The organism is Pseudomonas sp. H1_F01 (assembly GCF_054681425.1).
The window spans coordinates 727,227-752,541 of sequence record NZ_CP162823.1 but is presented as its reverse complement, the minus strand read 5'-3'; the positions used below and the strand labels follow the sequence as shown (position 1 = coordinate 752,541).

Annotated in this window: 23 protein-coding genes; 7 read left to right on the top strand and 16 right to left on the bottom strand. The window is 61.3% G+C overall.

From position 1 onward, the window contains the following. Positions 1-117: 117 nt before the first annotated feature. The 5 genes from creD to rloA2 form a co-directional block, all read right to left on the bottom strand. Positions 118-1,491 carry a cell envelope integrity protein CreD gene (gene creD / locus AB4O09_RS03445; protein ID WP_003206274.1) on the bottom strand — a complete coding sequence of 458 codons (1,374 nt, stop codon included), beginning with the start codon at positions 1,489-1,491 and terminating at the stop codon, positions 118-120. A gap of 54 nt (positions 1,492-1,545) precedes the next feature. After that, on the bottom strand, positions 1,546-2,520 hold the full coding sequence (locus tag AB4O09_RS03440; RefSeq protein ID WP_170291499.1) for an alpha/beta hydrolase: 975 nt from the start codon (positions 2,518-2,520) through the stop codon (positions 1,546-1,548). A 171-nt stretch (positions 2,521-2,691) separates the two neighbouring features. Beyond that, the gene (gene creC / locus AB4O09_RS03435; RefSeq protein WP_460094840.1) at positions 2,692-4,110 is read right to left on the bottom strand and encodes a two-component system sensor histidine kinase CreC; all 1,419 of its coding nucleotides are present in this window, start codon (positions 4,108-4,110) and stop codon (positions 2,692-2,694) included. Next, positions 4,110-4,790, bottom strand: coding sequence for a two-component system response regulator CreB (creB, locus tag AB4O09_RS03430; RefSeq protein WP_003206280.1), 681 nt, complete (start codon positions 4,788-4,790; stop codon positions 4,110-4,112). Before creB ends, creC begins: the two co-directional genes overlap by 1 nt. A 69-nt stretch (positions 4,791-4,859) precedes the next feature. Beyond that, positions 4,860-5,366 (bottom strand): retropepsin-like aspartic peptidase RloA2, encoded by a 507-nt coding sequence (rloA2, locus tag AB4O09_RS03425; protein ID WP_003206282.1) that lies wholly within the window; start codon positions 5,364-5,366, stop codon positions 4,860-4,862. A 179-nt stretch (positions 5,367-5,545) separates the two neighbouring features. On the opposite strand from rloA2, the gene AB4O09_RS03420 reads away from it, so the two are divergent. Both AB4O09_RS03420 and AB4O09_RS03415 read left to right on the top strand, forming a co-directional pair. Continuing rightward, a complete protein-coding gene (locus AB4O09_RS03420) occupies positions 5,546-6,439 on the top strand; it encodes an acyltransferase (RefSeq protein WP_003206284.1) in 894 nt (297 codons plus the stop codon). Between the two features lie 170 nt (positions 6,440-6,609). Beyond that, positions 6,610-6,951, top strand: a complete 342-nt coding sequence (locus AB4O09_RS03415) for a hypothetical protein (RefSeq protein WP_003206286.1) — start codon at positions 6,610-6,612, stop codon at positions 6,949-6,951. Between the two features lie 40 nt (positions 6,952-6,991). Here the strand turns inward: AB4O09_RS03415 and AB4O09_RS03410 are convergent, their stop codons facing one another. After that, a complete protein-coding gene (locus AB4O09_RS03410) occupies positions 6,992-7,570 on the bottom strand; it encodes a DUF2780 domain-containing protein (protein WP_460107927.1) in 579 nt (192 codons plus the stop codon). A 299-nt stretch (positions 7,571-7,869) separates the two neighbouring features. On the opposite strand from AB4O09_RS03410, the gene AB4O09_RS03405 reads away from it, so the two are divergent. The 3 genes from AB4O09_RS03405 (at position 7,870) to AB4O09_RS03395 (ending at position 9,540) form a co-directional block, all read left to right on the top strand. Then, a complete protein-coding gene (locus tag AB4O09_RS03405) occupies positions 7,870-8,292 on the top strand; it encodes a DUF3757 domain-containing protein (protein ID WP_003206290.1) in 423 nt (140 codons plus the stop codon). A gap of 105 nt (positions 8,293-8,397) precedes the next feature. Continuing rightward, the gene (locus AB4O09_RS03400; protein WP_027912940.1) at positions 8,398-8,970 is read left to right on the top strand and encodes a hypothetical protein; all 573 of its coding nucleotides are present in this window, start codon (positions 8,398-8,400) and stop codon (positions 8,968-8,970) included. 357 nt (positions 8,971-9,327) lie between these two features. Then, positions 9,328-9,540, top strand: a complete 213-nt coding sequence (locus AB4O09_RS03395; RefSeq protein WP_003206294.1) for a cold-shock protein — start codon at positions 9,328-9,330, stop codon at positions 9,538-9,540. 103 nt (positions 9,541-9,643) lie between these two features. Here the strand turns inward: AB4O09_RS03395 and fdhA are convergent, their stop codons facing one another. The 8 genes from fdhA to AB4O09_RS03355 form a co-directional block, all read right to left on the bottom strand. Further along, positions 9,644-10,843: a formaldehyde dehydrogenase, glutathione-independent gene (gene fdhA / locus AB4O09_RS03390; RefSeq protein ID WP_003206297.1), complete on the bottom strand. Its 1,200-nt coding sequence runs from the start codon at positions 10,841-10,843 to the stop codon at positions 9,644-9,646. 181 nt (positions 10,844-11,024) lie between these two features. Then, positions 11,025-11,882, bottom strand: a complete 858-nt coding sequence (gene purU, locus AB4O09_RS03385) for a formyltetrahydrofolate deformylase (RefSeq protein ID WP_003206299.1) — start codon at positions 11,880-11,882, stop codon at positions 11,025-11,027. Positions 11,883-12,064: 182 nt separating this feature from the next. Continuing rightward, positions 12,065-12,697, bottom strand: coding sequence for a sarcosine oxidase subunit gamma (locus AB4O09_RS03380; protein WP_003206301.1), 633 nt, complete (start codon positions 12,695-12,697; stop codon positions 12,065-12,067). Positions 12,698-12,857: 160 nt separating this feature from the next. After that, positions 12,858-15,875, bottom strand: coding sequence for a sarcosine oxidase subunit alpha (locus AB4O09_RS03375; RefSeq protein ID WP_003206303.1), 3,018 nt, complete (start codon positions 15,873-15,875; stop codon positions 12,858-12,860). Continuing rightward, complete coding sequence (locus AB4O09_RS03370; RefSeq protein WP_003206305.1) at positions 15,872-16,201, bottom strand: sarcosine oxidase subunit delta; 330 nt, start codon at positions 16,199-16,201, stop codon at positions 15,872-15,874. The genes AB4O09_RS03375 and AB4O09_RS03370 overlap by 4 nt, the downstream gene beginning before the upstream one ends. Positions 16,202-16,215: 14 nt before the next feature. After that, entirely contained in the window at positions 16,216-17,466 is a 1,251-nt protein-coding gene (locus AB4O09_RS03365; RefSeq protein ID WP_003206307.1) for a sarcosine oxidase subunit beta, read from the bottom strand. Positions 17,467-17,487: 21 nt separating this feature from the next. Further along, complete coding sequence (gene glyA, locus AB4O09_RS03360; RefSeq protein ID WP_003206308.1) at positions 17,488-18,741, bottom strand: serine hydroxymethyltransferase; 1,254 nt, start codon at positions 18,739-18,741, stop codon at positions 17,488-17,490. Between the two features lie 315 nt (positions 18,742-19,056). After that, positions 19,057-19,761 carry a TraX family protein gene (locus AB4O09_RS03355; protein ID WP_003206311.1) on the bottom strand — a complete coding sequence of 235 codons (705 nt, stop codon included), beginning with the start codon at positions 19,759-19,761 and terminating at the stop codon, positions 19,057-19,059. Positions 19,762-19,995: 234 nt separating this feature from the next. On the opposite strand from AB4O09_RS03355, the gene AB4O09_RS03350 reads away from it, so the two are divergent. Beyond that, the gene (locus AB4O09_RS03350; RefSeq protein ID WP_003206313.1) at positions 19,996-21,036 is read left to right on the top strand and encodes a threonine aldolase family protein; all 1,041 of its coding nucleotides are present in this window, start codon (positions 19,996-19,998) and stop codon (positions 21,034-21,036) included. 214 nt (positions 21,037-21,250) lie between these two features. Here the strand turns inward: AB4O09_RS03350 and gbcB are convergent, their stop codons facing one another. After that, on the bottom strand, positions 21,251-22,351 hold the full coding sequence (gbcB, locus tag AB4O09_RS03345; RefSeq protein ID WP_003206314.1) for a glycine-betaine demethylase subunit GbcB: 1,101 nt from the start codon (positions 22,349-22,351) through the stop codon (positions 21,251-21,253). Positions 22,352-22,634: 283 nt separating this feature from the next. Here gbcB and gbcA point away from each other — a divergent pair, with 283 nt between their 5' ends. After that, the gene (gene gbcA / locus AB4O09_RS03340; RefSeq protein ID WP_003206316.1) at positions 22,635-23,930 is read left to right on the top strand and encodes a glycine-betaine demethylase subunit GbcA; all 1,296 of its coding nucleotides are present in this window, start codon (positions 22,635-22,637) and stop codon (positions 23,928-23,930) included. A gap of 128 nt (positions 23,931-24,058) precedes the next feature. On the opposite strand, the gene AB4O09_RS03335 is transcribed toward gbcA, so the two are convergent. After that, on the bottom strand, positions 24,059-25,303 hold the full coding sequence (locus AB4O09_RS03335) for a metallophosphoesterase (RefSeq protein ID WP_003206318.1): 1,245 nt from the start codon (positions 25,301-25,303) through the stop codon (positions 24,059-24,061). Between the last annotated feature and the right edge of the window lie 12 nt (positions 25,304-25,315).

Here is a 25,315-nt window from a genome sequence, read left to right as displayed (position 1 = left end):
GTGGGAGCAAGGCTTGCCCGCGATGGCAGCGCACCGGATCCAAAGGAAACAACCCAGCAATCTGCATCACCAGCACCTCCCGCACCTGCTGGTCCTCACGCAACCCCAGCGACCGGCTCATTTCACCTCTCCCAAATCGAAGTTCATCGCCGCCGCCGGCTTCGCCCCGACCCCGTACCAGTCCAGCTTGCGGGTCAGCACCATGAACACGCCCAGCAGGCCGAACAGCAACAGCGAGCCCATCAACAACGCGTAGTCCTCGGCGCTCAACAGGCCGTAGAGCAAACCGTACAAGCCCGCCAGCCCTGCCGAGAATCCCAGGCCGTGGCTCACGCTGCGCAGCACATGGCAGACATAGAACCCGATCAGCAATACACAGGCGCTGGCCGACACCAGGTACGCCAGGGTGAAGCCGATGTGCTCCGACAGCGACAACAGCAGCAGGTAAAAGAATGCCAGCGCCACGCCCACCAAGGCGTATTGGACCGGGTGCACCGCCAGGCTCTTGAGTACCTCGAAGAGGAAGAAGCCGGCGAAGGTCAGGGCGACAAACAGCAGCGCATATTTGATCGCCCGGTCGCTCTTGAGGTACTGGTCCACCGGGTCGATGAAGCTCACCCCGAAGGCCCGACTGCGGAACGCTTCACAACTATCGCTCGGTTCGCAGGCTTGCAGGGTTTCCAGAAGGTTGGTGGAGAAAAACGACGTCTGCCAGTCGGCACTGAAACCCTGCTCATTGATCTCACGATTGGTGGGCAGGTAGTTGCCGATGAAGCTCGGATGCGGCCAGTCGGCCGACAGGTGCACCTTGGTGGATTTACCCACTGGCAGAATCTGGAACTCGCCAGTGCCTTGCAGACGCAGGTCAAAACCGAAGGTCAGCTCAGGGCCGCCCTGGGCGGTGATCATCGGCAGCGGCACATGCACACCCTGCCCCAGCCAGCCGAGTCGCGAGCCGGGCAGGAAGTCGACGGTCTGTTGGTTCAGCGTCAAGGTCAGCGCATTCTCGATGCCGCGAATATCGCTGATGCCGACACTCATGTACGGCTCGTCGAAGCGGTAATCGGCGAAATCCTTGGCGGCTACACCGTAGCGCTCAGGCACCTTGAAGCGACCATCGATCCGGTTATCGGCATGGAACAAGCGCGCTTCGTAGATGCCCCGGGCCCGGGTTTCGGTGCGGACCTGGCCGTCGAGCTCAAACTGCTCCGGTAGAAAATACAACTCGCCCGCTCGCTCGACGGTTTCCAGGAAACGCACGCCGGTCTTCTCGTTGGTATTCCAGACCTTCACGCTCTTGCGAAACGGCACCACGATCATCGGCCCGATCAATTGCTGGCTGTAGCTGGAGCTGCGGGCGATGTCCTGCAGCACACCGTCACGCAGTTCCTGGCGCTCATCGATGAGCCCGTTGATCATCAACAACGGGATCATCAACAAGAGAATCAATAGGGCGATCATGCCCAGTTTTATGGCGAGACTGCGGTTCATGTGGGGCTCTCCCTGTTCGAATGAGGGAGAGTCTGGGATGGCTGTGTGTTGGGCTTATGGAGCGATTGTGGAGATTGTGTGGAGACTGCCATAGTCGTGTCGAGCACGAACGTCGGCGTCCGCCATGTCCACGGTCTGGAAAGCCTCGCGCAGAGAGTCCTCCATCATCTGCCAGGCCTCCTCGGCCGATTCGTCCGGCCCCAGGTGGGTGAACATATGGTCGCAGCCTTCAAACATTCGCTGGCGCACCGGCACGCCGGCCTGGCGCAACTTCTCGGCGTAGGCCTCGCCTTCGGCACGCAGGATATCGTATTGCGCCGTGATCACCGTGGCAGCCGGCATCCCCGCCAGCGCCTCGACCGGCGCCAACAGGGGTGAGGCCAACGGATCGCGAGCTTGTGCCGGATCGCTCAGGTAGCAGCTGTTGAAGAAGCGCATCAGACCGGCATTGAGCAGCGGCCGGGCACTGGTGGACGTCTTCAAGGCAGGGTCCTGGTGCAGATCCAACGCCGCATAGTCGATCAACTGATGCACCACCTTCAACGCTTGATGCCCTCGCGCCAGCCCCGCCACGGCGGCGGCCAGATTGCCGCCGGCGCTATGGCCGCCAACTGCGAAACGCTGAGGATCGATGCCCAGCGTTTCGGCTTCGCTGGCCAGCCATTCGAGCACCGCGAAGCACTGCCGCGGGCCTGCGGGGAAGGCGTGCTCTGGCGCCAGCACATAGTCCAGATTGACCACCAGGCAGTTCAGGTTATGGGCCAGTCGACGGCAATAGCTGTCGTCGTGTTCGGGCGTCCCGGCGACAAAGCCACCGCCATGGAAATTCAGGTACACCGGCAGCTTCGCCGAGGACTGCGAATGGGGCCAGTAAAACAGCGCCCGCGCAGGCCCCCAAGGGGTCGGGATGGTTTGCTCGACAACTGTGCGCAGCGCAAACAACGCTGCGTCGTAGGTAAACTTCGCCTTCATTCTCTTGGCGAAGGCGCGCAACAACTTGGCCTGCAGTTTTTGCCAGAGGCTCACCATGCTCATGCTCCCGGTTGTGTATCCACGAATAGGACCAGCCGACCGAAAGTCATCTCGCCGTAAGGCATGGCTTGCTGACAGGTTTATTGAATCGTTCGCCGGTGCTGAGAGGAAATTAAACCTAAAAAATGATTATGTAAATTAATCAATAACAAGATTAATCAAATTCCCTCACGGCAACCTCAGCACCACCTCAACCCCACCCTCGACATTGCCGATACTGAATTGTCCCCCATGCAACTGCACCACTTCCTCCACGAAGTTGAGCCCCAGGCCGGTGCTCTTGCGGCCGCTGTCTGGACGCGGCAGGGAGTAGAAGCGCTCGCTCAGGCGTGGCAGCGCGTAGTCGGGAATCGGCGCGGCCTGGTTGAACAGGCGGATCTCGACGCGATCCCCGCTGCGCTCGGCACTGATACGTAGCCGGCCGTTGACGGGGGTGAAGTCCAGGGCGTTTTCCAGCAGATTGCCCAAGGCCTGGCGCAACAGGAACGGCTCACCGGTCAGCGTCAGGTCGGCAGCGATGTGCTGTTCAACTGTCAACAGGCGACTTTCAATCCAGCCGCCACGCGCTTCCAGCAGCTCGTCCATCAACGTCGCCAGCGGCACCGCGACTTCTTCTTCCAACCCCTGGCGCTGCTCGATCTGGGCCAGGTTGAGCAACCGTTCGATCAACTGCTGCATGCGCACACTTTCGTTGTCGATGTTATTGACGAAGCGCTGGTGCTGGGCGGTGGGCATGTCGCTTTGCAGCAGTTCGGCGGCACCGCGAATCGCCGCCAGCGGGCTCTTGAGTTCGTGGGTCAGCGTATGCACGTAACGCTCGACGTAAGCCTTGCCTTCCAGTTGCGTGCGCATGTGTTCCACAGCGCCCGCCAGTTGCTCGAACTCGCCACCGCGATAATGCGGTACCTCCACCCGCCGCCCCTGGCTGACCGCCTGGGCATAGGCCGTCAAACGTCGCAGTGCCGCGCTGAGCCACCAGGACAGCAAGCCGCCCAGCAACAGGCCCAGGGCCACCAACCCGGCGCCATAGGCCAGCAGTCGCCGCTCGGTGCGATCGACATAAGGCTGCAATGAACTGTTGGGCTTGGCGACGGTGACGACCCCGATGATGCGGCCGTTGTCGCGGATCGGCGCGCCGACGTGCATCACCGAAGACGTCGGGTCATCCGGAACGCTGCGGCTCGAGCGAGCGCCGTAGTGGCCGCGCAGGGTCAGGTAGACATCGTTCCAGCGCGAATAATCCTGGCCCACCGCCACGCCACTGGAGTCGAGCACCACGATGCCCTTGGCATCGGTGACATAGATGCGATGGCTGACCTGGTTTTTCGGCAAGCCCCAGATCGTCGCCGCCGGCTGGCGCTCGCCGTAGGCCTTGAGCAACTGCGGCCAGCGATTCTGGTTGAGGGTGCCGGCCTTGAAATCGTCCCGCAGGATCTCGGCCATCAGGTTGGCCGTGTCCACCAGGGTTTCTTCGGTGGACTGGCGCACGCCGGGACGGATTTCCTCCATGACCGTGTTGAGCACGAAATAACCGGTCAAGGCGATAAACAGCACATACACCAGGAAAATCCGGATCCCCAGCGACATCAGCTGTGCCCCGGACTGTAGCTGTAGCCCAGGCCCCGATGCGTCTGGATCGGCTCGGCCTCGGCCCGGACCAGGCGCAGCTTGGCGCGCACGCTCTTGATGTGGCTGTCGATGCTGCGCTCGTAGCCGGCATCGCTGGCCACGCCCAGGGCATCGAGCAATTGTTCGCGGCTGAAAACCCGCTCAGGTTGCTCCAGCAGACAATTGAGCAGGCGGAACTCGTGACGGGTGAGATTCAGCGGTTTGCCGCGATAGTTGATCTGCACACGGTCGGCATCGACCTGAAACAGCGCCGTGCTCGACTCCGCCGCCGGACGCGGCGCCACGCGCTTGAGGATCGCCCGGACCCTGGCCGCCACCTCGCGGGGGCTGAAGGGTTTGACCACGTAATCGTCGGCACCGATCTCCAGGCCCACCACCCGGTCGATCTCGCCATCCCGGGCTGTAAGAAAGATGACCGGAACGTCGCTGAAACGTCTGAGATTTTTACAAGTCTCGAATCCGCTGATATCCGGCAGCCCCACATCGAGAATGATCAGGTCCGCCGGAGCGCTTTTCTGGTGCTCAAGGGCCGCGGCACCAAGGCTCAGCCACGTGGTGTCGAACCCCTCCCCTTGCAGGGCAAACACCAGCGTATCGGCGATGGCGGCTTCGTCTTCGACAATCAGGATATGAGGCATGGCTTGCGAGCCCGGCAGTAAAGTTGCCGGAACGGTGCCGCAAGCCTTGGGGTACGTCAATCAGGGAAATCAGCAGTCAGGCTTATCCGCCGTAAACCGCCGCGCCGGGTTCACCGCCGCCCCGAACTCACGCAACGCCTTGGCGCCAATCAGCAACGGGTAATTGAAACTGCTGCGGTCCGTCAGGTTGACCTCGACCGTGCGCTTGACGTTACCCAGGCACAACTCCAGATCGACCACCGGGCGCTTGGTGGGCGCGATCTTTTCATCGTCTTCTTCATCTTCCTCGGAACGGGTCTTGATCTTGCTGATGCGCGCGATCTTGTGCTCGTAGACCTTGTTGCTCGCACCCTTGGTCGCCAGGCGGAACCGCACCCAGTCATCGCCGTCGCGGGTGAAGGTCTCGATGTCCTTGGCCGACAGCGAGGCGGTCAGGGCGCCGGTGTCCATCTTGGCCTTGAGCACTTCGCCGCCAATTTCCGGCAGCGCGATGTATTCGTAGCGCCCGTACAGGGTTGGCTCGGCGGCCAGCACTGGAAGGGCCACCAGGGAAAGCAGGGCGAGAAAGGACTTCATGCAATAAGGCTTCCTGTGTGGGTGGTTTTTTTAGACCGTGACCGACGGATTCGTTCGGTTGGTCATGCACCTGTGGCCCAGCCTACCCCGGCCAAGGTGAAACTTTCGTCCACACCGATTTGGCCTGCCGCCCGAAGCTTGCTTATCATGGCCCGCCCACCTGTTTGCAAGAGTCATCTATGCGCCGCCTGCTCACCGGCTGTTTCGTCACGCTGCTGTTATTGCTCAACACCCTGGTGCTGTTCGGGCCGTTGATGGTGTTCGCCGTGCTCAAACTGGTCCTGCCCGGGCGCTTTCGCGACTATGCCTCGTGGTCGGTGATGTGGATCGCCGAGACCTGGGCCGAGATCGACAAGCTGATCTTCGCCCTGTGCATCCCCACCCGCTGGGACATCCGCGGCGGCGCGGACCTGCGAGGCGATACGTCTTACCTGGTGATCAGCAATCACCAATCCTGGGTAGACATCCCCGCCCTCGTCCAGACCCTCAACCGGCGTACGCCGTTCTTCAAGTTCTTCCTCAAGAAAGAGCTGATCTGGGTGCCGTTCCTGGGATTGGCCTGGTGGGCGCTGGACTACCCCTTCATGAAGCGCTACACCAAGGCTTTCCTGGCAAAGAACCCGGAACTGGCCGGCAAGGACCTGGAAATCACCAGGGCCGCCTGCGAACTGTTCAAGCGCCAGCCGGTCACCGTGGTCAACTACCTCGAAGGCACCCGCTTCACCGCCGCCAAAAGCCAACAACAGCAATCGCCTTTCACCCACCTGCTCAAGCCCAAGGCCGGGGGCGTGGCGTTCGTGCTGGCAGCCATGGGTGAGCAACTGGACGCGGTGCTGGACGTGACCGTGGTCTATCCGCAAGAGCGCATTCCCGGGTTCTGGGACTTGATCAGCGGCGCGGTGCCCAGGGTCATCATCGACATCCAGACCCGCGAACTGGACCCGACGCTATGGCAAGGCGACTACGAAAACGACCCGGTGTTTCGCCAGCACGTGCAGGACTGGGTCAACCAGCTATGGACTGAAAAGGACCGGCGCATCGCGGCCCTGCGCAGCGAGGGAAGTACTGCCTGACCGTTCTGACAGGCAACGCCGCGGATGAATACCTTAAAGCGGGAGGTCTGCTTTTTTGGACCTGCCCTCTTTTAATTCCAAATCGACATAAAAAACTGTCAACCCTGACAGTAGCCCTGGCCAGGCACAGCCGCAAACATGTCGCCGACACAGAATATGGAGGCAGGCCAATGGGAATCTTCATGACAGGCGGCTCTGGAATACTCTTGCTGATAATCGGTCATGTCCACGCCGAAGAAGTCACTCACCCGAGTGCGGCACCCAGCCATGGAAATAATGAAACGGTAGAGATTCAGGATGATCGCGAATGGCAGCAACCGCGCCTCATACAGGCCGCCAACCCAGCGGTGGAGCAATTCAACGAGGCCGAGTTCGCGATCCATGAATCCGACGAAGAGGAACAAGCATTAAGCAGGGTGACCCTCACCTGCAATGTGGGTGGCATCCATCTCACGCTGCATTACCTTCAGGCCCAAGCGCCAACACCCGACTGCTTCAGCTTGAGCTTTTAAGGGCTTCGTGGCGGATTTTCGATGTCGCCACCTTTATCTATCAGACACCTGCACCCGCTCCCCAAATACCACCCAGGTTCTGCAGCAGCGAACCGGCAACACCCTGTTGGCCGAGATACTGCAGAATGATCGGAGCAAACTGGCCGATCATGCCGCTGTCCATGCCCAGCGCACTGAAGGCATTGTTCAGGTCGCCGGTGTCCTTGACGTTACCCAGCAGGCCATCGAGCAAGGCATTTTTGTCCGACCCGCCGCCGAGCAAACCGCCCAGGCCATTGAGCCCACCGATGGCGCTGTTCCCAGCAATCTGATCCAGGCCCGGCACACTGTTGCTCAACTCGGAAAACTGCGGCTCGCTGAGTCGGTTCTTCGCCAGCCCCAGCATCGCACCGGCACCGCCGACGGCCTGTTCCGGCGTGATCTTGAGTTCCGATCCCAGGGTATTGAGCAGCCCGGCGGCTTTCGGCGCGGCGGCCACGACGCCCTCCCCCTGCTCGCCTTGGTTGCCCTGCATCGCCGACACCACATTGGCTGCGTCACTGAGGCTGAACTGCGCGAAGGCCGGGCTGGCAACCAGCGCCAACAGGCAAGACAGAGCAAAACCGCGTGAGACCTTCATCAGGAACTTCCTCTCGACCATTAAAAAGCCGCCCATCAGGGCGGCGTAAAACATGTTTTGGACCGGCGCGGTCGGAGATTGTTCCTATACCTATTGCATTAATGGCCGATAGCTATTACAGAGAAGTCTTACAAGGCCGTCAGAAGCGACTGATTTTGAAGAAGATCCCGTTTTTATATAGCTAAAAGTTACCAAATATTCGCATACAGTTCTAAATTGACATAAATAACTGCCAACATTGACAGTAGCCCGCCCGACCAAAGCCGTGAATCGTTGAACTGAGCCCTGGAGCCCGGCACATGAAAAAAATACTGGCAGGAGGCGCGGTGTTGCTTTGGCTGATCATCGGCCACGCCCATGCCGGTGAAATAACCTGCCCTGCCGTCACTGACATCCGTAGAAACATTGAAACGGTGGAAGATGTTTTCTTCGTCGATATACAGGACGGCCACGAATGGGAGAGCGAAAGCCTGGTGGACGTGGTCGACCCGGCATCGTTGCAATTCAAAGGCGCCAAGTACGTTATCCATGAAGCCGACGAGGACACACAGGCAGCCACAAGGGCGACCATCACGTGCCGGTACGGGGACATGAATCTGAATCTGGAGTATCAGCAGATCCTGGAACCGGCCTTTTCAGGATGGGTGAATAATCGCTGCGAAAGCCCGGATACCAGAATGTGCAGGCTAATGGACGGTGACTACTTCAACCTGATTTATTGATCGCGAATGGCAACCGCGTCACTGTTCCTGCACAGCGGCTCATTGCGCCCTGCCATCACCTGCACCGTTACCGTACAGTGCGACCTCCTCCAGCAGAGCTTGCCTATGAACGTAAAAATCGGCGGCGCGACCCTCGCCGTCATCCTGACGGGCATGCTCATTGCACTCGGCGTCACCGAGTGCCAGCGTGGCCCATTGAATCCGGAACTGGCCGACGGCACCAGCGAAGAACAAAAGACCTGGCTGACCATCGAGCACCGTATCAAGCGCTCCGACCCGACTCTCACCGATGTGACCCGCGACCAGCAAACGCTGACCGTGCTTTACCGTCCAGGTGCTTGCGCGGATGACTGCGAGCCCTGGGTCCCGCACATGCTGCGCGTTGTCGGCCATGGCCTGGCAGCGCTCAATGGCTCACCAGGGGGCAAGCAATACACGCAAGTGACGGTCAAGGCGCGACTGCTTGCCGACGATGACGTGGAACTGGTCTACGACATGCGGGGGTTCGACGCCATCAAGACCCAACAAGGCGGCTATGAAACCTTTGCCGGCATGCCTCGCAGCCTGAGTTTCAGCGCCGACGTCCTGGCCCAGGCGCAAGCCTATTGCCAAGGCCCTAGCGCCAAAGGTTTTTACCCTGAATTCTGCGAACGGGTCGGGACCGCATCTGCCCTGTAGGAGCTGGCGAAGCCTGCGATCTCTTGATCTTTCGCTTGAGACTCAAGTGTCTGGGAAAAGATCGCAACCTCGTTTCACTCGACAGCTCCTACGGACGATTCCGTTGCGCGGTGGCTGCGATGTGCTGGACGTGATCGGTCGACGGTACAGGCACAAGCCGGGCATGACCGCTGCGGCAGTCATCCAACTATCAACGCACAATCCGTTATTTCTTCTCGGTATTGCCTACTGTCAACTCTGACAGTAGGCAACTGTGGGTGCCGACTCTAAGCTCCAGCCGAGACAGCGAAAAACAAGGCTCTGGGCAAACCACAGTCCCTGTGCCTTTCTTCATTCGGGCAAGCAGGACAATAAAAAATGAACGACCGAATCAAAGGAACCGTTAAATGGTTTAACGATGCAAAGGGCTATGGCTTCATTACCTGCGGCAAAGGAGGCGAGGAATTGTTCGTTCATTATTCGGCAATAGCTGGCGAAGGTTATAAAACGTTGAAACAGCGGCAGACCGTTTCGTTTGAAGTCGAAAAGGGAGGCAAAGGCATGCAGGCCGCGAAAGTGACGCCGGAATAACGATCGGTCAGGGCTATCACTATCAGTGCCAGGATGAGGTTTTCAAACCAATAAAAAAGGGCGACATCACTGTCGCCCTTTTTTCCGTCTTGCCCTTTACCGCTTACGCCGCACTGAACAACTTGTGCGGGTCAATCACAAACTTCTTCGGCACGCCCGCATCGAACTCGCCGTAGCCTTTCGGCGCGTCGTCCAGGCTGATGACCTGCACGCCGACGATTTCAGCAATGTTGATACGGTCCCACATGATCGCCTGCATCAGTTGGCGGTTGTACTTCATCACCGGGGTCTGGCCGGTGTGGAAGCTGTGGGATTTAGCCCAGCCCAAGCCGAAGCGAATGCTCAGGCTGCCCATTTTCGCCGCCGCATCGACAGCGCCCGGGTCTTCGGTGACGTAGAGGCCAGGGATGCCGATCTTGCCGGCTACACGGACCACGCCCATCAGCGAGTTGAGTACGGTGGCCGGGGCTTCGTGCTTGACGCCGTCATGGCCATGGCCGCGGGCTTCAAAGCCTACCGCATCGACGGCGCAATCGACTTCAGGCTCGCCCAGCAACGCGGCGATCTGTTCGTGCAACGGGGTGTCCTGGGACAGGTCGGCGATTTCGAAACCCTGGGCCTTGGCGTGCGCCAGGCGGACCGGGTTGACGTCGCCAATGATCACCACTGCTGCCCCCAGCAGGCGAGCGGAAGCAGCGGCCGCCAGGCCAACCGGGCCAGCACCGGCGATGTAGACGGTGCTGCCAGGGCCAACGCCGGCGGTGACAGCGCCGTGGTAGCCGGTCGGCAGGATGTCGGACAGGCAGGTCAGGTCGCGGATTTTCTCCATGGCCTTGTCGCGGTCCGGCAGTTTCAGCAGGTTGAAGTCGGCGTACGGCACCAGCACGTATTCGGCCTGGCCGCCGGTCCAGTCGCCCATGTCCACGTAACCATAGGCACCGCCGGCACGGGCCGGGTTGACGGTCAGGCAGACGCCAGTGTGTTGCTCTTTGCAGGAACGGCAGCGCCCGCAAGCCACGTTGAACGGCACCGACACCAGATCACCGATTTTCAGGTTCTCGACGTCGCTGCCCTTTTCGATCACTTCACCGGTGATTTCGTGACCCAGGACCAGACCGGTCTGGGCAGTGGTACGGCCGCGCACCATGTGCTGGTCGGAGCCGCAGATGTTGGTGGAGACCACGCGCAGGATGACACCGTGCTCAATCTTCCTGCCGCGCGGGTCCTGCATTTTTGGATAGTCGATTTTCTGTACTTCGACCTTGCCGTTGCCGAGATACACGACACCACGATTACCAGACATGCTTTCACCTCGCTGTTGTTTTTGTGGAACTGCGTTGCCCAGGCAGGCAGCGCGTTGATTGCTCGGGTTAGTGCTTGTGTCTTTGTTTCTTTGTTGTCTGTAAGGGCCTCATCGCGAGCAAGCTCGCTCCCACAGTTGATCGCGTACTCCCTGTGGGAGCGAGCTTGCTCGCGATGTCGGTCTAAAGAACGACAGTGCGATTGGCGTTCAAGAACACCCTTCGTTCGATGTGATACCCCACGGCCCGGGCCAGGGTGAGCCCTTCGATGTCCCGGCCCTTGGCGATCAGGTCTTCGGGATAGTGGCTGTGGTCCACCACTTCCACGCCCTGGGCGATGATCGGACCTTCATCCAGGTCGTTGTTGATGTAGTGCGCCGTGGCGCCCACCAGCTTCACGCCTTTGTTGTAGGCCTGGTGATACGGCTTGGCGCCCTTGAAACCCGGCAGCAGCGAGTGGTGGATGTTGATCGCCTTGCCGTCGAGCTTGCGACACAGCTCCGGCGACAGCACTTGCATGTAGCGCGCAAGGATTACCAGCTCGGCGCCGGTGTCTTCGATCACCTGCCACACCTGCCGCTCCTGGGAAGGCTTGTCGTTCGGGTCCAGGGGGAAATGGTAGTAGGGAATCTGGTGCCAGTCGGCCAGCGGCTTGAGGTCGGGGTGGTTGGACACCACGGCCACCACGTCCATGGACAACTGGCCGATGCGCTGGCGGTAGAGCAAGTCGTTGAGGCAGTGATCGGCCTTGGAGACCATGATCACCACTTTGGGCCGGTAGTTGGGCGGCGTCAGTTCGAAAACCATGCCGAAGGCTTCGGCACGCTCGGCCAGGCCGGAACGGAAATTCTGTTCGTCAAAACCTTCCGGTTGGCGAAACTCCACGCGAATGAAGAAGCGTCCCGAGAGCCGGTCGTCGAAGGAGTGGTGCTCGGTGACGTAGCAGCCCTGCTCGAACAGAAAGCGGGTCACCGCGTCCACCGTGCCGAGCACGCTGGGGCAGTCGGCAGTCAAGATCCATGTGTCTGGGGCGCGGCTCATTGCGGTGACTCCTGTTTGTTATGGATAACCCCCCGCCGGACACAGAACCTGTGGCGGAGGATTTATCTGTGGGAGCAAAGCTTGCTCGCGATAAAAACAACGCGGTCTATCTGGAACTCAAGCGCCCGCATCGCGAGCAAGCTTTGCTCCCACAGTTTTGCTTCCACAAGGACTGCAGTGTTTCAGCCCTGCACGCTCAAGCCATACTCAGCCGCGGCATCCTGCAACCACAGCCACCAGTAATCCGAGAAGCTGCGGCGGATCACCAGTTCCCAGGTGTCTTCGCCCGTGTGGCGGATCACCAGTTGCGACTTGGCGAACACCGTGCCCACGGCCTTGCCCACCGGGAAGTTGCTTGGGTGAACGTCATAGCTGGTGGACTTCATCAGCACGTCGCGCACGTTCGGGCCGGACAGTTCGAGGATCTGCTGGCCGCCGCTGACGTTGACGATCTGGATGTGCAGCTCGCCCAGGGCTTCGCGCAGTTTCTGCTCGGCGGTGAACTCTTCGCCAGTGGGCACCACCAACAGCCATTCATCCGGGCCAAGCCATTGCAGGCTGGTTTCACCCTTGACGATGACGGTCAGCGCACCTGGCAATTCCAGGCCCAGGGCCTTGTGCACACCGGCGGCGAACGCCGGGTCGTGACCGTCGCCACGAAGGGTCAGGTGGCCCAGGAGTTTTTTCTCGCGCACGGTCACACCGGCGTTCTTGCGGCCCTTGCCCACCAGGCTGGCGAGGTCGGCATGGTGCAGCGACGACTCGGCCTTGGCCCCGGTGGTTGGGCGTTGTTGGTACACGTTGACTGCGGTCATGTGGAGCACCTGTCTGAATGCTTGCTCGACCTGCCGGTGCTTGACGCTGTGGGAGCAAGGCTTGCCCGCGATGAACGATAACTCGGTCTGATGGCTACCGTGTCGCCTGCATCGCGAGCAAGCTTTGCTCCCACACGCCCCTCACCACAGGGCTCAAGTGTTAAATGTTCTGCCGATCCCCCTTCGGATCGAAGAACACCGAAGAAACGATCTCTGCCTCGATCACGCTGCCGTCGGCCAATGGCGCGAACACCCGCTCGCCCATCCGCTTGAGGCCGCCCCTGACCACACCCATGGCAAATGAATAACCCAGGGAGTTGTGGGCATAGCTGGAGGTCACGTGGCCAACCATGGTCATCGGAATCGCCTGCTTGGTGTTGAACACCAGTTGTGCGCCTTCCGGCAGCCAGACATTCGGGTCGATCGGCTTGAGACCCACCAGTTGCTTGCGGTCTTCACGCACGCAATCTTCGCGATTCATGCCGCGCCAGCCGATCCACGAGAACGGCTTGGTCCGCCCTACACACCAGCCCATGTTCAGGTCGTCCGGGGTCATCGAGCTGTCAGTGTCCTGACCGACGATGATGAAGCCCTTCTCGGCCCGCAATACGTGCATGGTCTCGGTGCCATACGGGGTCAGGTTGTACTTCTTGCCGGCCTCGACGATCTGCTCGAGCACGCCCATGGCGTAGTCGGCCTGCACGTTGATTTCGTACGACAGCTCACCGGTAAACGAGATCCGGAACACCCGCGCCGGCACGCCGCCCACCAGGCCTTCCTTCCAGGTCATGAACGGGAAAGCGTCCTTGTCCAGGTCGATGTCGGTGACGTCGCTCAGCAGCTTGCGGCTGTTGGGGCCCGACAGGGTCATGGTCGCCCAGTGGTCGGTGACCGAGGTGAAGTACACCTTCAGGTCCGGCCATTCGGTCTGGTGATAGATCTCCAGCCATTGCAGCACGCGCGCCGCGCCACCCGTGGTGGTGGTCATCAGGAAGTGGTTGTCCGCCAGACAGGCTGTCACGCCGTCGTCGAAGACCATGCCGTCTTCCTTGCACATCAGACCGTAGCGGGCCTTGCCCACGTCGAGCTTGGTCCAGGCGTTGGTGTAGACGCGGTTGAGGAACTCGCGGGCGTCCGGGCCCTGGATGTCGATCTTGCCCAGGGTGGAGGCATCCAGCAGGCCAACGCTGTCGCGCACGGCCTTGCATTCGCGCTTGACCGCGGCATGCAGATCTTCACCGTTCTTCGGGAAGTACCAAGGGCGCTTCCACTGGCCGACGTCTTCGAACTCGGCGCCGTTTTTCACATGCCAGGCATGCAGCGCAGTGAAGCGCACCGGCTCGAAGATGTGCCCACAGTGCCGACCAGCCACCGCGCCGAAGGTTACCGGCGTGTAGTTCGGACGGAACATGGTGGTGCCCATCTGCGGGATGCTCACGTTCAGCGAGCGGGCCGCGATGGCCAGGCCGTTGACGTTGCCCAGCTTGCCCTGGTCGGTACCGAAGCCCAGTGCGGTGTAGCGCTTGACGTGCTCCACCGACTCGAAGCCTTCGCGGGTGGCGAGCTCGATGGCGGCGGCGGTGACGTCGTTCTGCAGGTCGACGAATTGCTTCGGCGCCCGTGCAGTGGATTTTTCGTGGGGCACCTGGAACAGCGCCAGGGTTGGCTCTTCGTGACGACTCAGGGCTTTGGGCAACACGCCCTCCACTGCCTTGAAGCCGGCTTCGTTGGCCGCGCGCACGCCGCCCTCGAAGCCATCGGCCAAGCTATCGCCAAGGCTGTAGACACCGTTCACACCACCGACGCACACGCGCTTTTGCGGTGCTTCGCCCGGTACGAAACCGAGGATATCTTCACGCCAGATCGGCTTGCCACCCAGGTGCGAAGCCAGGTGAACCACCGGGCTGTAGCCGCCGGAACTGGCCACCAGGTCACAGTCCAGCCATTCGCCGGGGCTGGTGACTTTGTGGGCACGGACGTCGATCGCGGCAACACGTGCCCCGGTGACGCGCTTGCTGCCGCGGGCCTCGATCACGGCGCTGCCGGTGAGGATGCGAATGCCCTTGGCGCGGGCTTCTTCCACCAGCGCACCACGCGGGTTGCTGCGCGCATCGGCAACGGCCACCACTTGCAGGCCGGCGTCGAACCAGTCCAGGGCCACGCGATAGGCATGGTCGTTGTTGGTGCTCAGCACCAGTTTCTTGCCCGGTGCCACGCCGTAGCGACGCACGTAGGTGGACACCGCACCGGCCAGCATGTTGCCCGGCACGTCGTTGTTGCCGTAGACCAGCGGACGCTCGCAGGCGCCGGTCGCCAGGACCACGCGCTTGGCGCGGACGCGGTTGATGCGCTGGCGGACCTGGCCGATGGGCGCTCGATCACCGAGGTGGTCGGTAAGGCGCTCATGGATGGTCAAGAAGTTATGGTCGTGGTAACCGTTCACCGTGGCGCGAGGCAGCAACACCACTTCTGGCATCGAGCGCAGTTCAGCCACCGCCGCAGCGACCCATTCGATCGCAGGCTTGCCGTCCAGGCTCTCGCGGGAGTCGAGCAGGCTGCCGCCGAACTCTTCCTGCTCATCGGCCAGGATGACGCGCGCACCGCTGCGGGCCGCGGCCAGTGCGGCGGCCAGGCCGGCAGGGCCAGCGCCGACGATCAGCACGTCGCAGTGGCGGTTCATGTAGTCGTAGGTGTCCGGATCGTTCTCGGTCGGCGAGCGACCCAGGCCGGCAGCCTTGCGGATGTACTTCTCGTAGGTCATCCAGAACGATTGCGGGTACATGAAGGTTTTGTAGTAGAAGCCCGGCGGCATCAGTTTGCCGCCGACCTTGCCGAGAATGCCCATCATGTCGTTGTTCACGTTCGGCCAGCCGTTGGTGCTGGTGGCGACCAGACCCTGGTACAGCGCCTGTTGCGTGGCGCGCACGTTAGGGATTTGTGTGGCTTCGGTGGCACCGATCTGCAGCACGGCGTTCGGCTCTTCGGCACCGGCGGCGAAGATGCCGCGAGGACGCGAATACTTGAAGCTGCGGCCAATGATGTCGACACCGTTGGCCAGCAGCGCAGCGGCCAGGGAATCGCCCTCGAAGCCTTTGTAGGTCTGGCCGTTGAAGGTGAAGCTCAGCGCTTTGTTGCGGTCGATCCGTCCACCGTTGGACAGGCGATTGATCTGGCTCATACCTTCTCTCCCAGAGCCTGTGCGGCCGCTTTCGGACTGTCAGCCTTGTCGGTGAATTGCGGCTTTTGGCCGATCTTGTAGGTTTCGAGAATCTCGTAGGTCACGGTGTCGCGGGTCACGTTGAAGTACTGGCGGCAACCGGCGACGTGATCCCACAGCTCATGGTGCAACCCGCGCGGGTTGTCACGGAAGAACATGTAGTCGCCCCACTGTTCGTCGGTGCAGGCGTTCGGATCCAGTGGACGCGGGATATGCGCCTGGCCGGATGCATGGAATTCCTCTTCGGAGCGCAGTTCGCCGCAGTGAGGACAGAAGATGTGCAACATAGGGATTTCTCCTGTTAGTGGGCGACGGCAGCAGCGCCGTGTTCGTCGATCAGTGCGCCGTTGTGGAAACGGTCGATGGAAAACGGCGCGGCCAGCGGATGCATTTCACCCTTGGCCAGGCTTGCAGCGAAGACGTTGCCCGAGCCCGGTGTTGCCTTGAAGCCGCCGGTGCCCCAACCGCAGTTGAAGAACATGTTCGGCACCGGGGTCTTGGAGATGATCGGGCAGGCGTCAGGCGTGGTGTCGACGATGCCGCCCCACTGACGGTTCATGCGCACCCGCGAGAGCACCGGGAACATTTCGACGATGGCCTGGATGGTGTGTTCGATCACCGGGTACGAACCACGCTGGCCGTAGCCGTTGTAGCCGTCGATACCGGCGCCGATCACCAGGTCGCCCTTGTCGGACTGGCTGATGTAGCCGTGCACGGCGTTGGACATGATCACGCTGTCGATAATCGGCTTGATCGGCTCCGACACCAGCGCTTGCAGCGGGTGGGATTCGATCGGCAGGCGGAAGCCCGCGAGCTTGGCCATGTGTCCGGAGTTACCAGCGGTCACCACGCCGACACGCTTGGCGCCGATGAAGCCCTTGTTGGTTTCCACGCCGATGCACACGCCGTTTTCCTTACGGAAACCGATCACTTCGGTCTGCTGGATCAGGTCCACGCCCAACGCGTCCGCCGCCCGGGCAAAGCCCCAGGCCACGGCATCGTGACGGGCCACGCCGCCGCGACGCTGGACGGTGGCGCCCATCACCGGGTAACGGGTGTTCTTCGAGCAATCCAGGTATGGGATCTCGTCGGCCACTTGCTTGGCGTTGAGCAGCTCGCCGTCCACGCCGTTGAGGCGGTTGGCGCTGACGCGACGCTCGGAATCACGGATGTCCTGCAGGGTGTGGCACAGGTTGTAGACGCCACGCTGGGAGAACATCACGTTGTAGTTCAGGTCCTGGGACAGGCCTTCCCAGAGTTTCATCGCGTGTTCGTACAGGTGGGCCGATTCGTCCCACAGATAGTTGGAGCGCACGATGGTGGTGTTGCGCGCGGTGTTACCGCCGCCCAACCAGCCCTTCTCGACCACGGCCACGTTGGTGATGCCGTGTTCCTTGGCCAAGTAGTAGGCGGTCGCCAGGCCATGCCCGCCACCGCCGACGATGACCACGTCATAGACCTTTTTCGGGGTCGGCGTGCGCCACATCCGCTGCCAGTTTTCGTGATGGCTGAGAGAGTGTTTGAAGAGGCCGAAGCCCGAATAGCGTTGCATAGTCATTACTCCAAAACCGACTCAGCGATAAACCGGGAAGTCCGCGCACAGGGCCGCCACTTGCTGCGCGACATTGGCCTCGACATCGGCATCGCCGAGGTTGTCGAGAATGTCGCAGATCCAGCCGGCCAGCGTGACGCACTGGGTCACCTTGAAGCCACGCGTGGTCACCGCCGGGGTGCCAATGCGCAGGCCCGAGGTCACGAACGGTGATTGCGGGTCGTTCGGCACGGCGTTCTTGTTGACGGTGATGTGGGCACGGCCCAGGGCAGCATCGGCGTCCTTGCCGGTCAGGCCCTGACGGATCAGGCTGACCAGGAACAGGTGGTTATCGGTACCACCGGACACTACATCGTAGCCGCGCTTGATGAACACGCCAGCCATGGCCTGGGCGTTATCGATCACTTGCTGCTGGTAAGCCTTGAAGCCAGGCTCCGCCGCTTCCTTGAAGCACACCGCCTTGCCGGCGATCACGTGCATCAGCGGGCCACCCTGGGCGCCGGGGAATACCGCGGCGTTGAGCTTCTTCTCGATCTCTTCGTTGGCCTTGGCCAGGATCAGGCCGCCACGTGGACCGCGCAGGGTCTTGTGGGTGGTGGTGGTGACCACGTCGGCGTAAGGCAGTGGATTAGGGTACAGACCGGCGGCGACCAGACCGGCAACGTGGGCCATGTCGACGAACAACAGGGCACCGACCTTGTCGGCGATCTGGCGGAAACGTGGGAAATCCAGGGTCTTGGAGTAAGCGGAGAAACCGGCAACGATCATCTTCGGCTTGTGCTCGACCGCCAGGCGCTCGACTTCGTCGTAGTCGATCAGGCCGGTGGTGGTGTCGATGCCGTATTGCACCGCGTTATAGAGCTTGCCCGAGGACGACACCTTGGCACCGTGGGTCAGGTGACCGCCGTGGGCCAGGCTCATGCCCAGGATGGTGTCGCCAGCCTGCAGCAGGGCCAGGTATACGGCGCTGTTGGCCGAAGAGCCGGAGTGCGGCTGGACGTTGGCGTAATCGGCACCGAACAGTTGCTTGGCGCGCTCGATGGCCAGGGCTTCGACTTTGTCGACGTGCTCGCAGCCACCGTAGTAGCGCTTGCCCGGATAGCCTTCGGCGTACTTGTTGGTCAGGCCGCTGCCCTGGGCCTCCATCACGCGCTTGCTGGTGTAGTTTTCTGACGCGATCAGTTCGATGTGATCTTCCTGGCGTTGCTCTTCGGCGTTCATCGCCGCCAGCAGTGCATCATCGTAGCCTTGGATTTGGTCTTGCTTGCTGAACATCGCGTCTCTCCCAGCGGCGGCGGTGCGCCTTTCGTCTCGGTGAGGCACGGACCGTTCGGTCGTGCCCTTTGGATGCGATGGTATGGCTGGCGCAGGCATGTCAAATGCCTATGGACGCCACGCAAAGGTGCGTTTACGACATGGGATCAAAGAGTCGGAGAGCAAGGCCTGCGCGATAGCACTGTGGGAGCAAAGCTTGCTCGCGATCCAGGCGCCTCGGTCCATGGGAGCGCGCGGCGCTTTCATCGCGGGCAAGCCTTGCTCCCACTGGCTTTGCTCCCGCGCCTTAGTTCCCAAGATGCTGCTCCCATAGGGTTACTCGACGATATGGCGAACCGCGAGCAGTAACAGGAAATGCGCGGGATAAAGGCCATACGCCCAGCGCCGCATCGCCGGTGGATGAAAACGACCAGCCTGTCGCAAAAGCATCAGCCCAAGCCATGGCGCGATCAGGCAAGCCACCAGCCCCCACAACGCCACCCCATCCCCCAGCCATGCCGCGCCATACAACACCCGCCATTGATTGGCCGCCACGCAGACCAACCCCGGCAACAAGGCGAAATACCAGGGCCGGCGAAACACCAGCAGCATCGCCAGCGGCAGCAACACACCGAAGAACCCGAACATCAGTTGCGATGAAAACAGTGCCGCCAACAACAACGCCACCGCGGCCAGGCCGCGCGCCTCCAGCGTCGGCACCCGCCAACTGCGCGCCACCAGCAAGCCCAGGACCAGGGTTGGCATCACATTCAGGGTGACGGGATCAGGGATGAACAAGCGGTAGGGGATTTCGCTGACGGCACTGAATAACAACAGCCAGCCCAGGTAACGCCATGAGGCGGTACTGGTGTCGTTGCGCGCCAGGTTCGCCGCCATCGCCAGGCAGAACCACGGAAATGCCAACCGGCCCGGCACATAGAGCCAATCGACGGAGAAACCGACATATCGCAGATGATCGAGCACCATCGCCAACAGAGCCAGCCACTTGAGCAGGTCCAGCGCTCCGTCGCGCCGGCTCATGTATAAAGCCGCGCGACGAGATTGATACTTTCCGACAGAAACATCCGGTGTGTTCCCCCGCTAATCTTGGGTAAAGTGCGCACCAACATAGATCACGGCGTTGCGCACTCAAGCGCACCGAACCATGATCGACACGGCGCTGTGGACCCAAACACGCCGCACCATGGAACGCCCCACCCGGGCATTCCGCCAGGGATCTCTTTATCCAGGACTCTCTATTCAAGGAGCAAGGCCATGACCGACAAGAGTCAACAGTTTGCCAGCGACAACTATTCCGGCATTTGCCCCGAAGCCTGGGCGGCCATGGAAGAAGCCAACCAGGGTCACCAACGCGCCTACGGCGACGACGAGTGGACCCACCGCGCGGCGGACGATTTCCGGGCCTTGTTCGAAACCGACTGCGAAGTGTTCTTCGCGTTCAACGGCACGGCGGCCAACTCCTTGGCGTTGTCCTCACTGTGCCAGAGTTACCACAGCGTGATCTGCTCGGAAACCGCCCACGTCGAAACCGACGAATGCGGCGCGCCGGAGTTCTTCTCCAACGGCTCCAAGCTGCTGGTGGCGCGCACCGAAAACGGCAAGCTGACCCCCGAGTCGATCCGTGAGATCGCCCTCAAGCGCCAGGACATCCACTACCCCAAGCCCCGGGTCGTGACCCTGACCCAGGCCACGGAAGTCGGCAGTGTCTACACCCCGGAAGAAATCCGCGCCATCAGCGTCACCTGCAAGGAACTGGGGCTGAACCTGCACATGGACGGCGCGCGTTTTTCCAACGCCTGCGCCTTCCTCGGCTGCTCCCCGGCCGACCTGACCTGGAAGGCCGGCGTGGACGTGCTGTGCTTCGGCGGCACGAAAAACGGCATGGCGGTAGGTGAGGCGATCCTGTTCTTCAACCATGACCTGGCCGAAGACTTCGACTATCGCTGCAAACAGGCCGGGCAACTGGCCTCGAAGATGCGCTTCCTCTCCGCGCCCTGGGTCGGCCTGCTGCAAAACCAGGCCTGGCTCAAGCACGCCCGCCACGCCAACCACTGCGCCCAATTGCTGGCAGAGCTGGTCAGCGACATTCCCGGCGTGGAACTGATGTTCCCGGTTCAGGCCAACGGCGTGTTCCTGCAACTCTCGGAACCGGCCATCGCCGCGCTGACCGCCAAGGGCTGGCGTTTCTACACGTTCATTGGCAAAGGCGGCGCACGCTTCATGTGCTCGTGGGATACCGAAGAAGCACGGGTGCGGGAATTGGCGGCGGATATTCGGGAAGTGATGGCAGGCTAGGAAAGCCGCCCCGGCCTGTCATGCCCGCCGTGGTGAAAGAGGCTTACTGTGGGAGCAAAGCTTGCTCGCGATGCAGACGGCTCGGCCCATGGGAGACCGCGTCGCTTTCATCGCGGGCAAGCCTTGCTCCCACAGGGCTTTGCTCCCACAGCAAGCTTTGCTCCCACAGACCTTAATCCCACAGGAGGTGCTCACCGCTACTTGGATGGGCAGATCAGAACTCGATCCGCACATCCCCCTTCGGCACGCTGCAGCACGACAGGATGTAGCCCTCGGCCTCGTCGTCCTCGGTGATCCCGCCGTTGTGGTCCATTTCCACTTCCCCGCCCAGTTTCAGCACCTTGCAGGTGCCGCAGATGCCCATGCCGCAGGCCTTGGGGATCATCATGCCGAGCTTGGCGGCGGCGGCGTGTACGGTTTCTCCCGGTCCCACGCGGATGCTCTTGCCCGAGGAGGTGAACTCCACCAGGTGCAAGTCCGCCGCGTCGACTTCAGGGGCGTCGGCAGCCTGTTCGGCCTGCTCCACTGCGTCGGCGCGGGCTTCCGGTGGCGTGGCGCCGAAGGATTCCTCGTGATAACGCTTCATGTCGTAGCCGGCCGCTTCCAGCAGGCGCTTGACTGCGGTCATGTACGGGGTCGGGCCACAACAGAACACCTCGCGATCGAGGAAGTCGGGCACCATCAATTCCAGCATCTTGTGGTTCAGATAACCGCGATAGCCGGCCCAGGGCTCGCCCAGGCCATGTTTTTCGCAGATCAGGTGCAAGCTGAAGTTGTCGATCCGCGACGCCATGTGTTCCAGCTCGCGGTGGTAGATGATGTCCTTGGGCGAGCGGGCACTGTGGATAAAGGTCATGTCGACATTGGCGTTGGTGTCGTAGAACCAGCGCGCCATGGACATGCATGGCGTGATCCCCACGCCACCGCTCAGGTACAGGACTTTCGGGCTCGGGAAATCGATGGCGTTGAACAACCCCACCGGCCCGTGCACCGCCAGCTCCTGGCCTTCATGCAGAGTGTCGTGCAACCAGTTGGAAACCTTGCCCCCCGGTACGCGCTTGATGGTCACCGAGAAACTGTAGGGCACCGACGGCGAGCTGGAGATGGTGTAGGAGCGCATGACCGGCTGGCCTTCGATTTCCAGCTCCAGGGTGACGAATTGCCCAGGCTTGAAAAAGAACAGGATCGGCTGGTCAGCCATGAAGCAGAAGGTGCGCACATCCCAGGTTTCCTGGATGACTTTGACGCAACGTACGATATGTCGGCCATTGGCCCAGGTCTGGGTCGTGACCGGGTTCAGGAAGTTATTGGACATGCTGATCTCCACGGCCGACTGTCGGCCTTCATGATGGCGATTGTGCGCAGGCGCCTGGGTGACCATTTACCTATCTGCGACATTCACATACTTATCGCGACCAGCCCCCAACTACCGGGGCTTGCGCGTCGGGAACAGATTGGGCCATGTCGCCCATGGATAAGGTTCGGCCCCTGCGCGGCCCCACACTCGCCCCAACAGATAAACAAAGTTTTCTGCCTTGCGTAGCACAACCGATTAGTCATTTTTCGCCGGCCACATAGAGGGCCATGAGGATAAAACGATGGACGTCACCACTACCCTTAGCCTGGGCGATCCGCTGGAACCCGCACGCAAGGCCACCGCGCAAATGCTGCAAGAGCGTGAGCGCACCTTTTCGCTGCCGCAGCCGTTCTACTCCGATGAGCGCCTGTTTGATATCGATATGCAGGAAATCTTCCAGAAAGAATGGTTGATCGCCGGCATGACCTGCGAAATCCCGGCCAAGGGCAACTACCTGACCCTGCAAGTCGGCAAGAACCCGATCATCGTGATTCGTGGTGCCGAGGGCGTGGTGCATGCGTTCCATAACGTCTGCCGCCACCGCGGTTCGCGGCTGTGCACCAGCGACAAGGGCAAGGTCGCCAAACTGGTCTGCCACTACCACCAGTGGACCTACGAGCTGGACGGACGCCTGCTGTTCGCTGGCACCGAGATGGGCGCCGACTTCGACATGAAGCAGTACGGCCTCAAGCCTGTGAACGTGAAGACCGCTGGTGGCTACATCTTCATCAGCCTGGCCGAGAACCCGCCGGCCATCGATGACTTCCTGTCGACGCTGAACCATTACATGGAACCGTACGACATGGAGAACACCAAGGTGGCGGTGCAAACCACCTTGATGGAAAAAGCCAACTGGAAACTGGTGCTGGAAAACAACCGTGAGTGCTACCACTGCGGCGGCGCGCACCCGGAACTGCTCAAGACCCTGCTGGAATGGGACGACGTCACCGACCCACGCGCCGACCAGGCGTTCAAGGACCACGTGGCCGCCTCCGCCGCCGCCTGGGACGCCGAGAAGATCCCTTACGCCCACGCCAGTTTCGGCCTGCGCAACCGCATCGTGCGCATGCCGCTGCTCAAGGGCACCGTGTCGATGACCATGGACGGCAAGCAAGGCTGCGCCAAGCTGATGGGCCGCATCAAGAACCCGGACCTGGGCTCGATGCGCATCCTGCACTTGCCGCACTCGTGGAACCACTGCATGGGCGACCACATCATCGTGTTCACCGTGTGGCCGATCAGCGCCCAGGAAACCATGGTCACCACCAAGTGGCTGGTGCACAAGGACGCGGTCGAAGGCGTGGACTACGACGTCGCGCGCATGCGCCAGGTCTGGGACGCCACCAACGACCAGGACCGTCGCCTGGCAGAAGAAAACCAGCGCGGCATCAACTCCACCGCCTACCAGCCAGGCCCGTACTCCAAGACCTATGAGTTCGGCGTGGTGAACTTCGTCGACTGGTACAGCGAGCGCATGCTCAACAACCTGGGGGCCGAACCGGCGCCGTACCTCAAGGGCGTTCCGGTCCAGGGCTAAAATCCAAAGCTTCGGTTGATGATCGTCCCCACGCTCTGCGTGGGGATGCAGCCCGGGACGCTCTGCGTCCCAAAAGCGAACGCGGAGCGTCCGTAGAGGCATTCCCACGCAGAGCGTGGGAACGATCTTCAGTGGGAAGACCACCGCACACTGCCATCCTCCCCATAAAACGTCTCGACAATCTCCTCCCCCTTCAGCCGCACCTTCACATACCCGTTCAACACCCGCTGCGGATACGCCTCGTCTCCCGCCAGCTGCGTTTCCGACCACAGCACCCGGGCATGCCCATTCAACTCGCTGGTAGTACCGTAGGGAATCGCTCCGTGCCCGGCGCAGCGCGCATGCAGCCCGCCTTGCGGCGCGTAGCAGATACCGTTGTGCAGATGCCCCCAATACCAATAATCCGGCTCGCGCCCCAAGGCATCGCACACCGGTTGGTAAAGCGCCGTCTTGTTGTGCCCGGAAATATCAAAACCCTGGTGATGACTGAGCACCATGAGTTTCTTGCGCTTGGGCAGGGTCTTCATCCACTCGATCTGCTGGGTGTTGAGGGTGCCGTCCATGTACAGGTTCATGGCGTCCGAGGCGTAAGCACTGTCGAGGCCGACCACCAGCCAGTCGTCGTTATACAAGGCAAAGTAACTGGTGCCTTGCTGCACAGGGAAACGCTTGGACAGTTCCTTGAAATAGCCGTGGGCACCGCTGTACATCTCATGGTTGGAATTGAGAGTAAACGCGCCATGCTTGCCCTGGGGCCAGCCGACCATGTCGACGTCTTCCTGGGAATGGGTGCCGGCGTAATACACGTCGCCCAGATGGATGGTGAAATCGGCCAGGGCCAGTTGCATCTGGTTGGCCACCGCCACCGCCGGGGCATGACTGTCGAACGGCCCGGTGCCCCAGTCGCCAGCGATGGCCAGCACCACGTCGCTGTCCATTTTCACCAGCGCCGGGTTGGTGGCGAACGGCGCGTGGTGGCGCAGGTTCTCGATCCACTTGAGCAGCGCCTCGCTCCACAACAGGTCCAGCAGCTCCCATTTGCGGCAGCCGAGCAAGGTGCCGTCCTTGAGTACCCGGGTCGGCAACTCGTCCTCGCTTTGCGGCAGGGGCGTGGCGTTGCCGATCTTGAGGATCGACAAGCCGTGGGACAACTCCCACGGCACGGCCGGTTCGTCGTCCGGCAGGTCGCCATGCTCGATGACATGCTGGGCCTGGTCGTGGCCTCGCTGCAGCAGCTTGACGATGGCCTGGAACTCCTCGGGCTCCAGGTCGTTGACGAGTTTTTTCCAGGACATTTCCAACCGCGTGACCAACCCGTGCAGGCGGACCTTGACCTTGTCGAACTCATGTTCCCAATGGTGCAGTAATGACATGTGAACGCTCCT

Coding starts and splice junctions, on each gene's coding strand:
- creD (WP_003206274.1), bottom strand. CDS start 1,491: ATGAACCGCAGTCTCGCCATAAAACTGGGCATGATCGCCCTATTGATT.
- AB4O09_RS03440 (WP_170291499.1), bottom strand. CDS start 2,520: ATGGTGAGCCTCTGGCAAAAACTGCAGGCCAAGTTGTTGCGCGCCTTC.
- creC (WP_460094840.1), bottom strand. CDS start 4,110: ATGTCGCTGGGGATCCGGATTTTCCTGGTGTATGTGCTGTTTATCGCC.
- creB (WP_003206280.1), bottom strand. CDS start 4,790: ATGCCTCATATCCTGATTGTCGAAGACGAAGCCGCCATCGCCGATACG.
- rloA2 (WP_003206282.1), bottom strand. CDS start 5,366: ATGAAGTCCTTTCTCGCCCTGCTTTCCCTGGTGGCCCTTCCAGTGCTG.
- AB4O09_RS03420 (WP_003206284.1), top strand. CDS start 5,546: ATGCGCCGCCTGCTCACCGGCTGTTTCGTCACGCTGCTGTTATTGCTC.
- AB4O09_RS03415 (WP_003206286.1), top strand. CDS start 6,610: ATGGGAATCTTCATGACAGGCGGCTCTGGAATACTCTTGCTGATAATC.
- AB4O09_RS03410 (WP_460107927.1), bottom strand. CDS start 7,570: ATGAAGGTCTCACGCGGTTTTGCTCTGTCTTGCCTGTTGGCGCTGGTT.
- AB4O09_RS03405 (WP_003206290.1), top strand. CDS start 7,870: ATGAAAAAAATACTGGCAGGAGGCGCGGTGTTGCTTTGGCTGATCATC.
- AB4O09_RS03400 (WP_027912940.1), top strand. CDS start 8,398: ATGAACGTAAAAATCGGCGGCGCGACCCTCGCCGTCATCCTGACGGGC.
- AB4O09_RS03395 (WP_003206294.1), top strand. CDS start 9,328: ATGAACGACCGAATCAAAGGAACCGTTAAATGGTTTAACGATGCAAAG.
- fdhA (WP_003206297.1), bottom strand. CDS start 10,843: ATGTCTGGTAATCGTGGTGTCGTGTATCTCGGCAACGGCAAGGTCGAA.
- purU (WP_003206299.1), bottom strand. CDS start 11,882: ATGAGCCGCGCCCCAGACACATGGATCTTGACTGCCGACTGCCCCAGC.
- AB4O09_RS03380 (WP_003206301.1), bottom strand. CDS start 12,697: ATGACCGCAGTCAACGTGTACCAACAACGCCCAACCACCGGGGCCAAG.
- AB4O09_RS03375 (WP_003206303.1), bottom strand. CDS start 15,875: ATGAGCCAGATCAATCGCCTGTCCAACGGTGGACGGATCGACCGCAAC.
- AB4O09_RS03370 (WP_003206305.1), bottom strand. CDS start 16,201: ATGTTGCACATCTTCTGTCCTCACTGCGGCGAACTGCGCTCCGAAGAG.
- AB4O09_RS03365 (WP_003206307.1), bottom strand. CDS start 17,466: ATGCAACGCTATTCGGGCTTCGGCCTCTTCAAACACTCTCTCAGCCAT.
- glyA (WP_003206308.1), bottom strand. CDS start 18,741: ATGTTCAGCAAGCAAGACCAAATCCAAGGCTACGATGATGCACTGCTG.
- AB4O09_RS03355 (WP_003206311.1), bottom strand. CDS start 19,761: ATGAGCCGGCGCGACGGAGCGCTGGACCTGCTCAAGTGGCTGGCTCTG.
- AB4O09_RS03350 (WP_003206313.1), top strand. CDS start 19,996: ATGACCGACAAGAGTCAACAGTTTGCCAGCGACAACTATTCCGGCATT.
- gbcB (WP_003206314.1), bottom strand. CDS start 22,351: ATGTCCAATAACTTCCTGAACCCGGTCACGACCCAGACCTGGGCCAAT.
- gbcA (WP_003206316.1), top strand. CDS start 22,635: ATGGACGTCACCACTACCCTTAGCCTGGGCGATCCGCTGGAACCCGCA.
- AB4O09_RS03335 (WP_003206318.1), bottom strand. CDS start 25,303: ATGTCATTACTGCACCATTGGGAACATGAGTTCGACAAGGTCAAGGTC.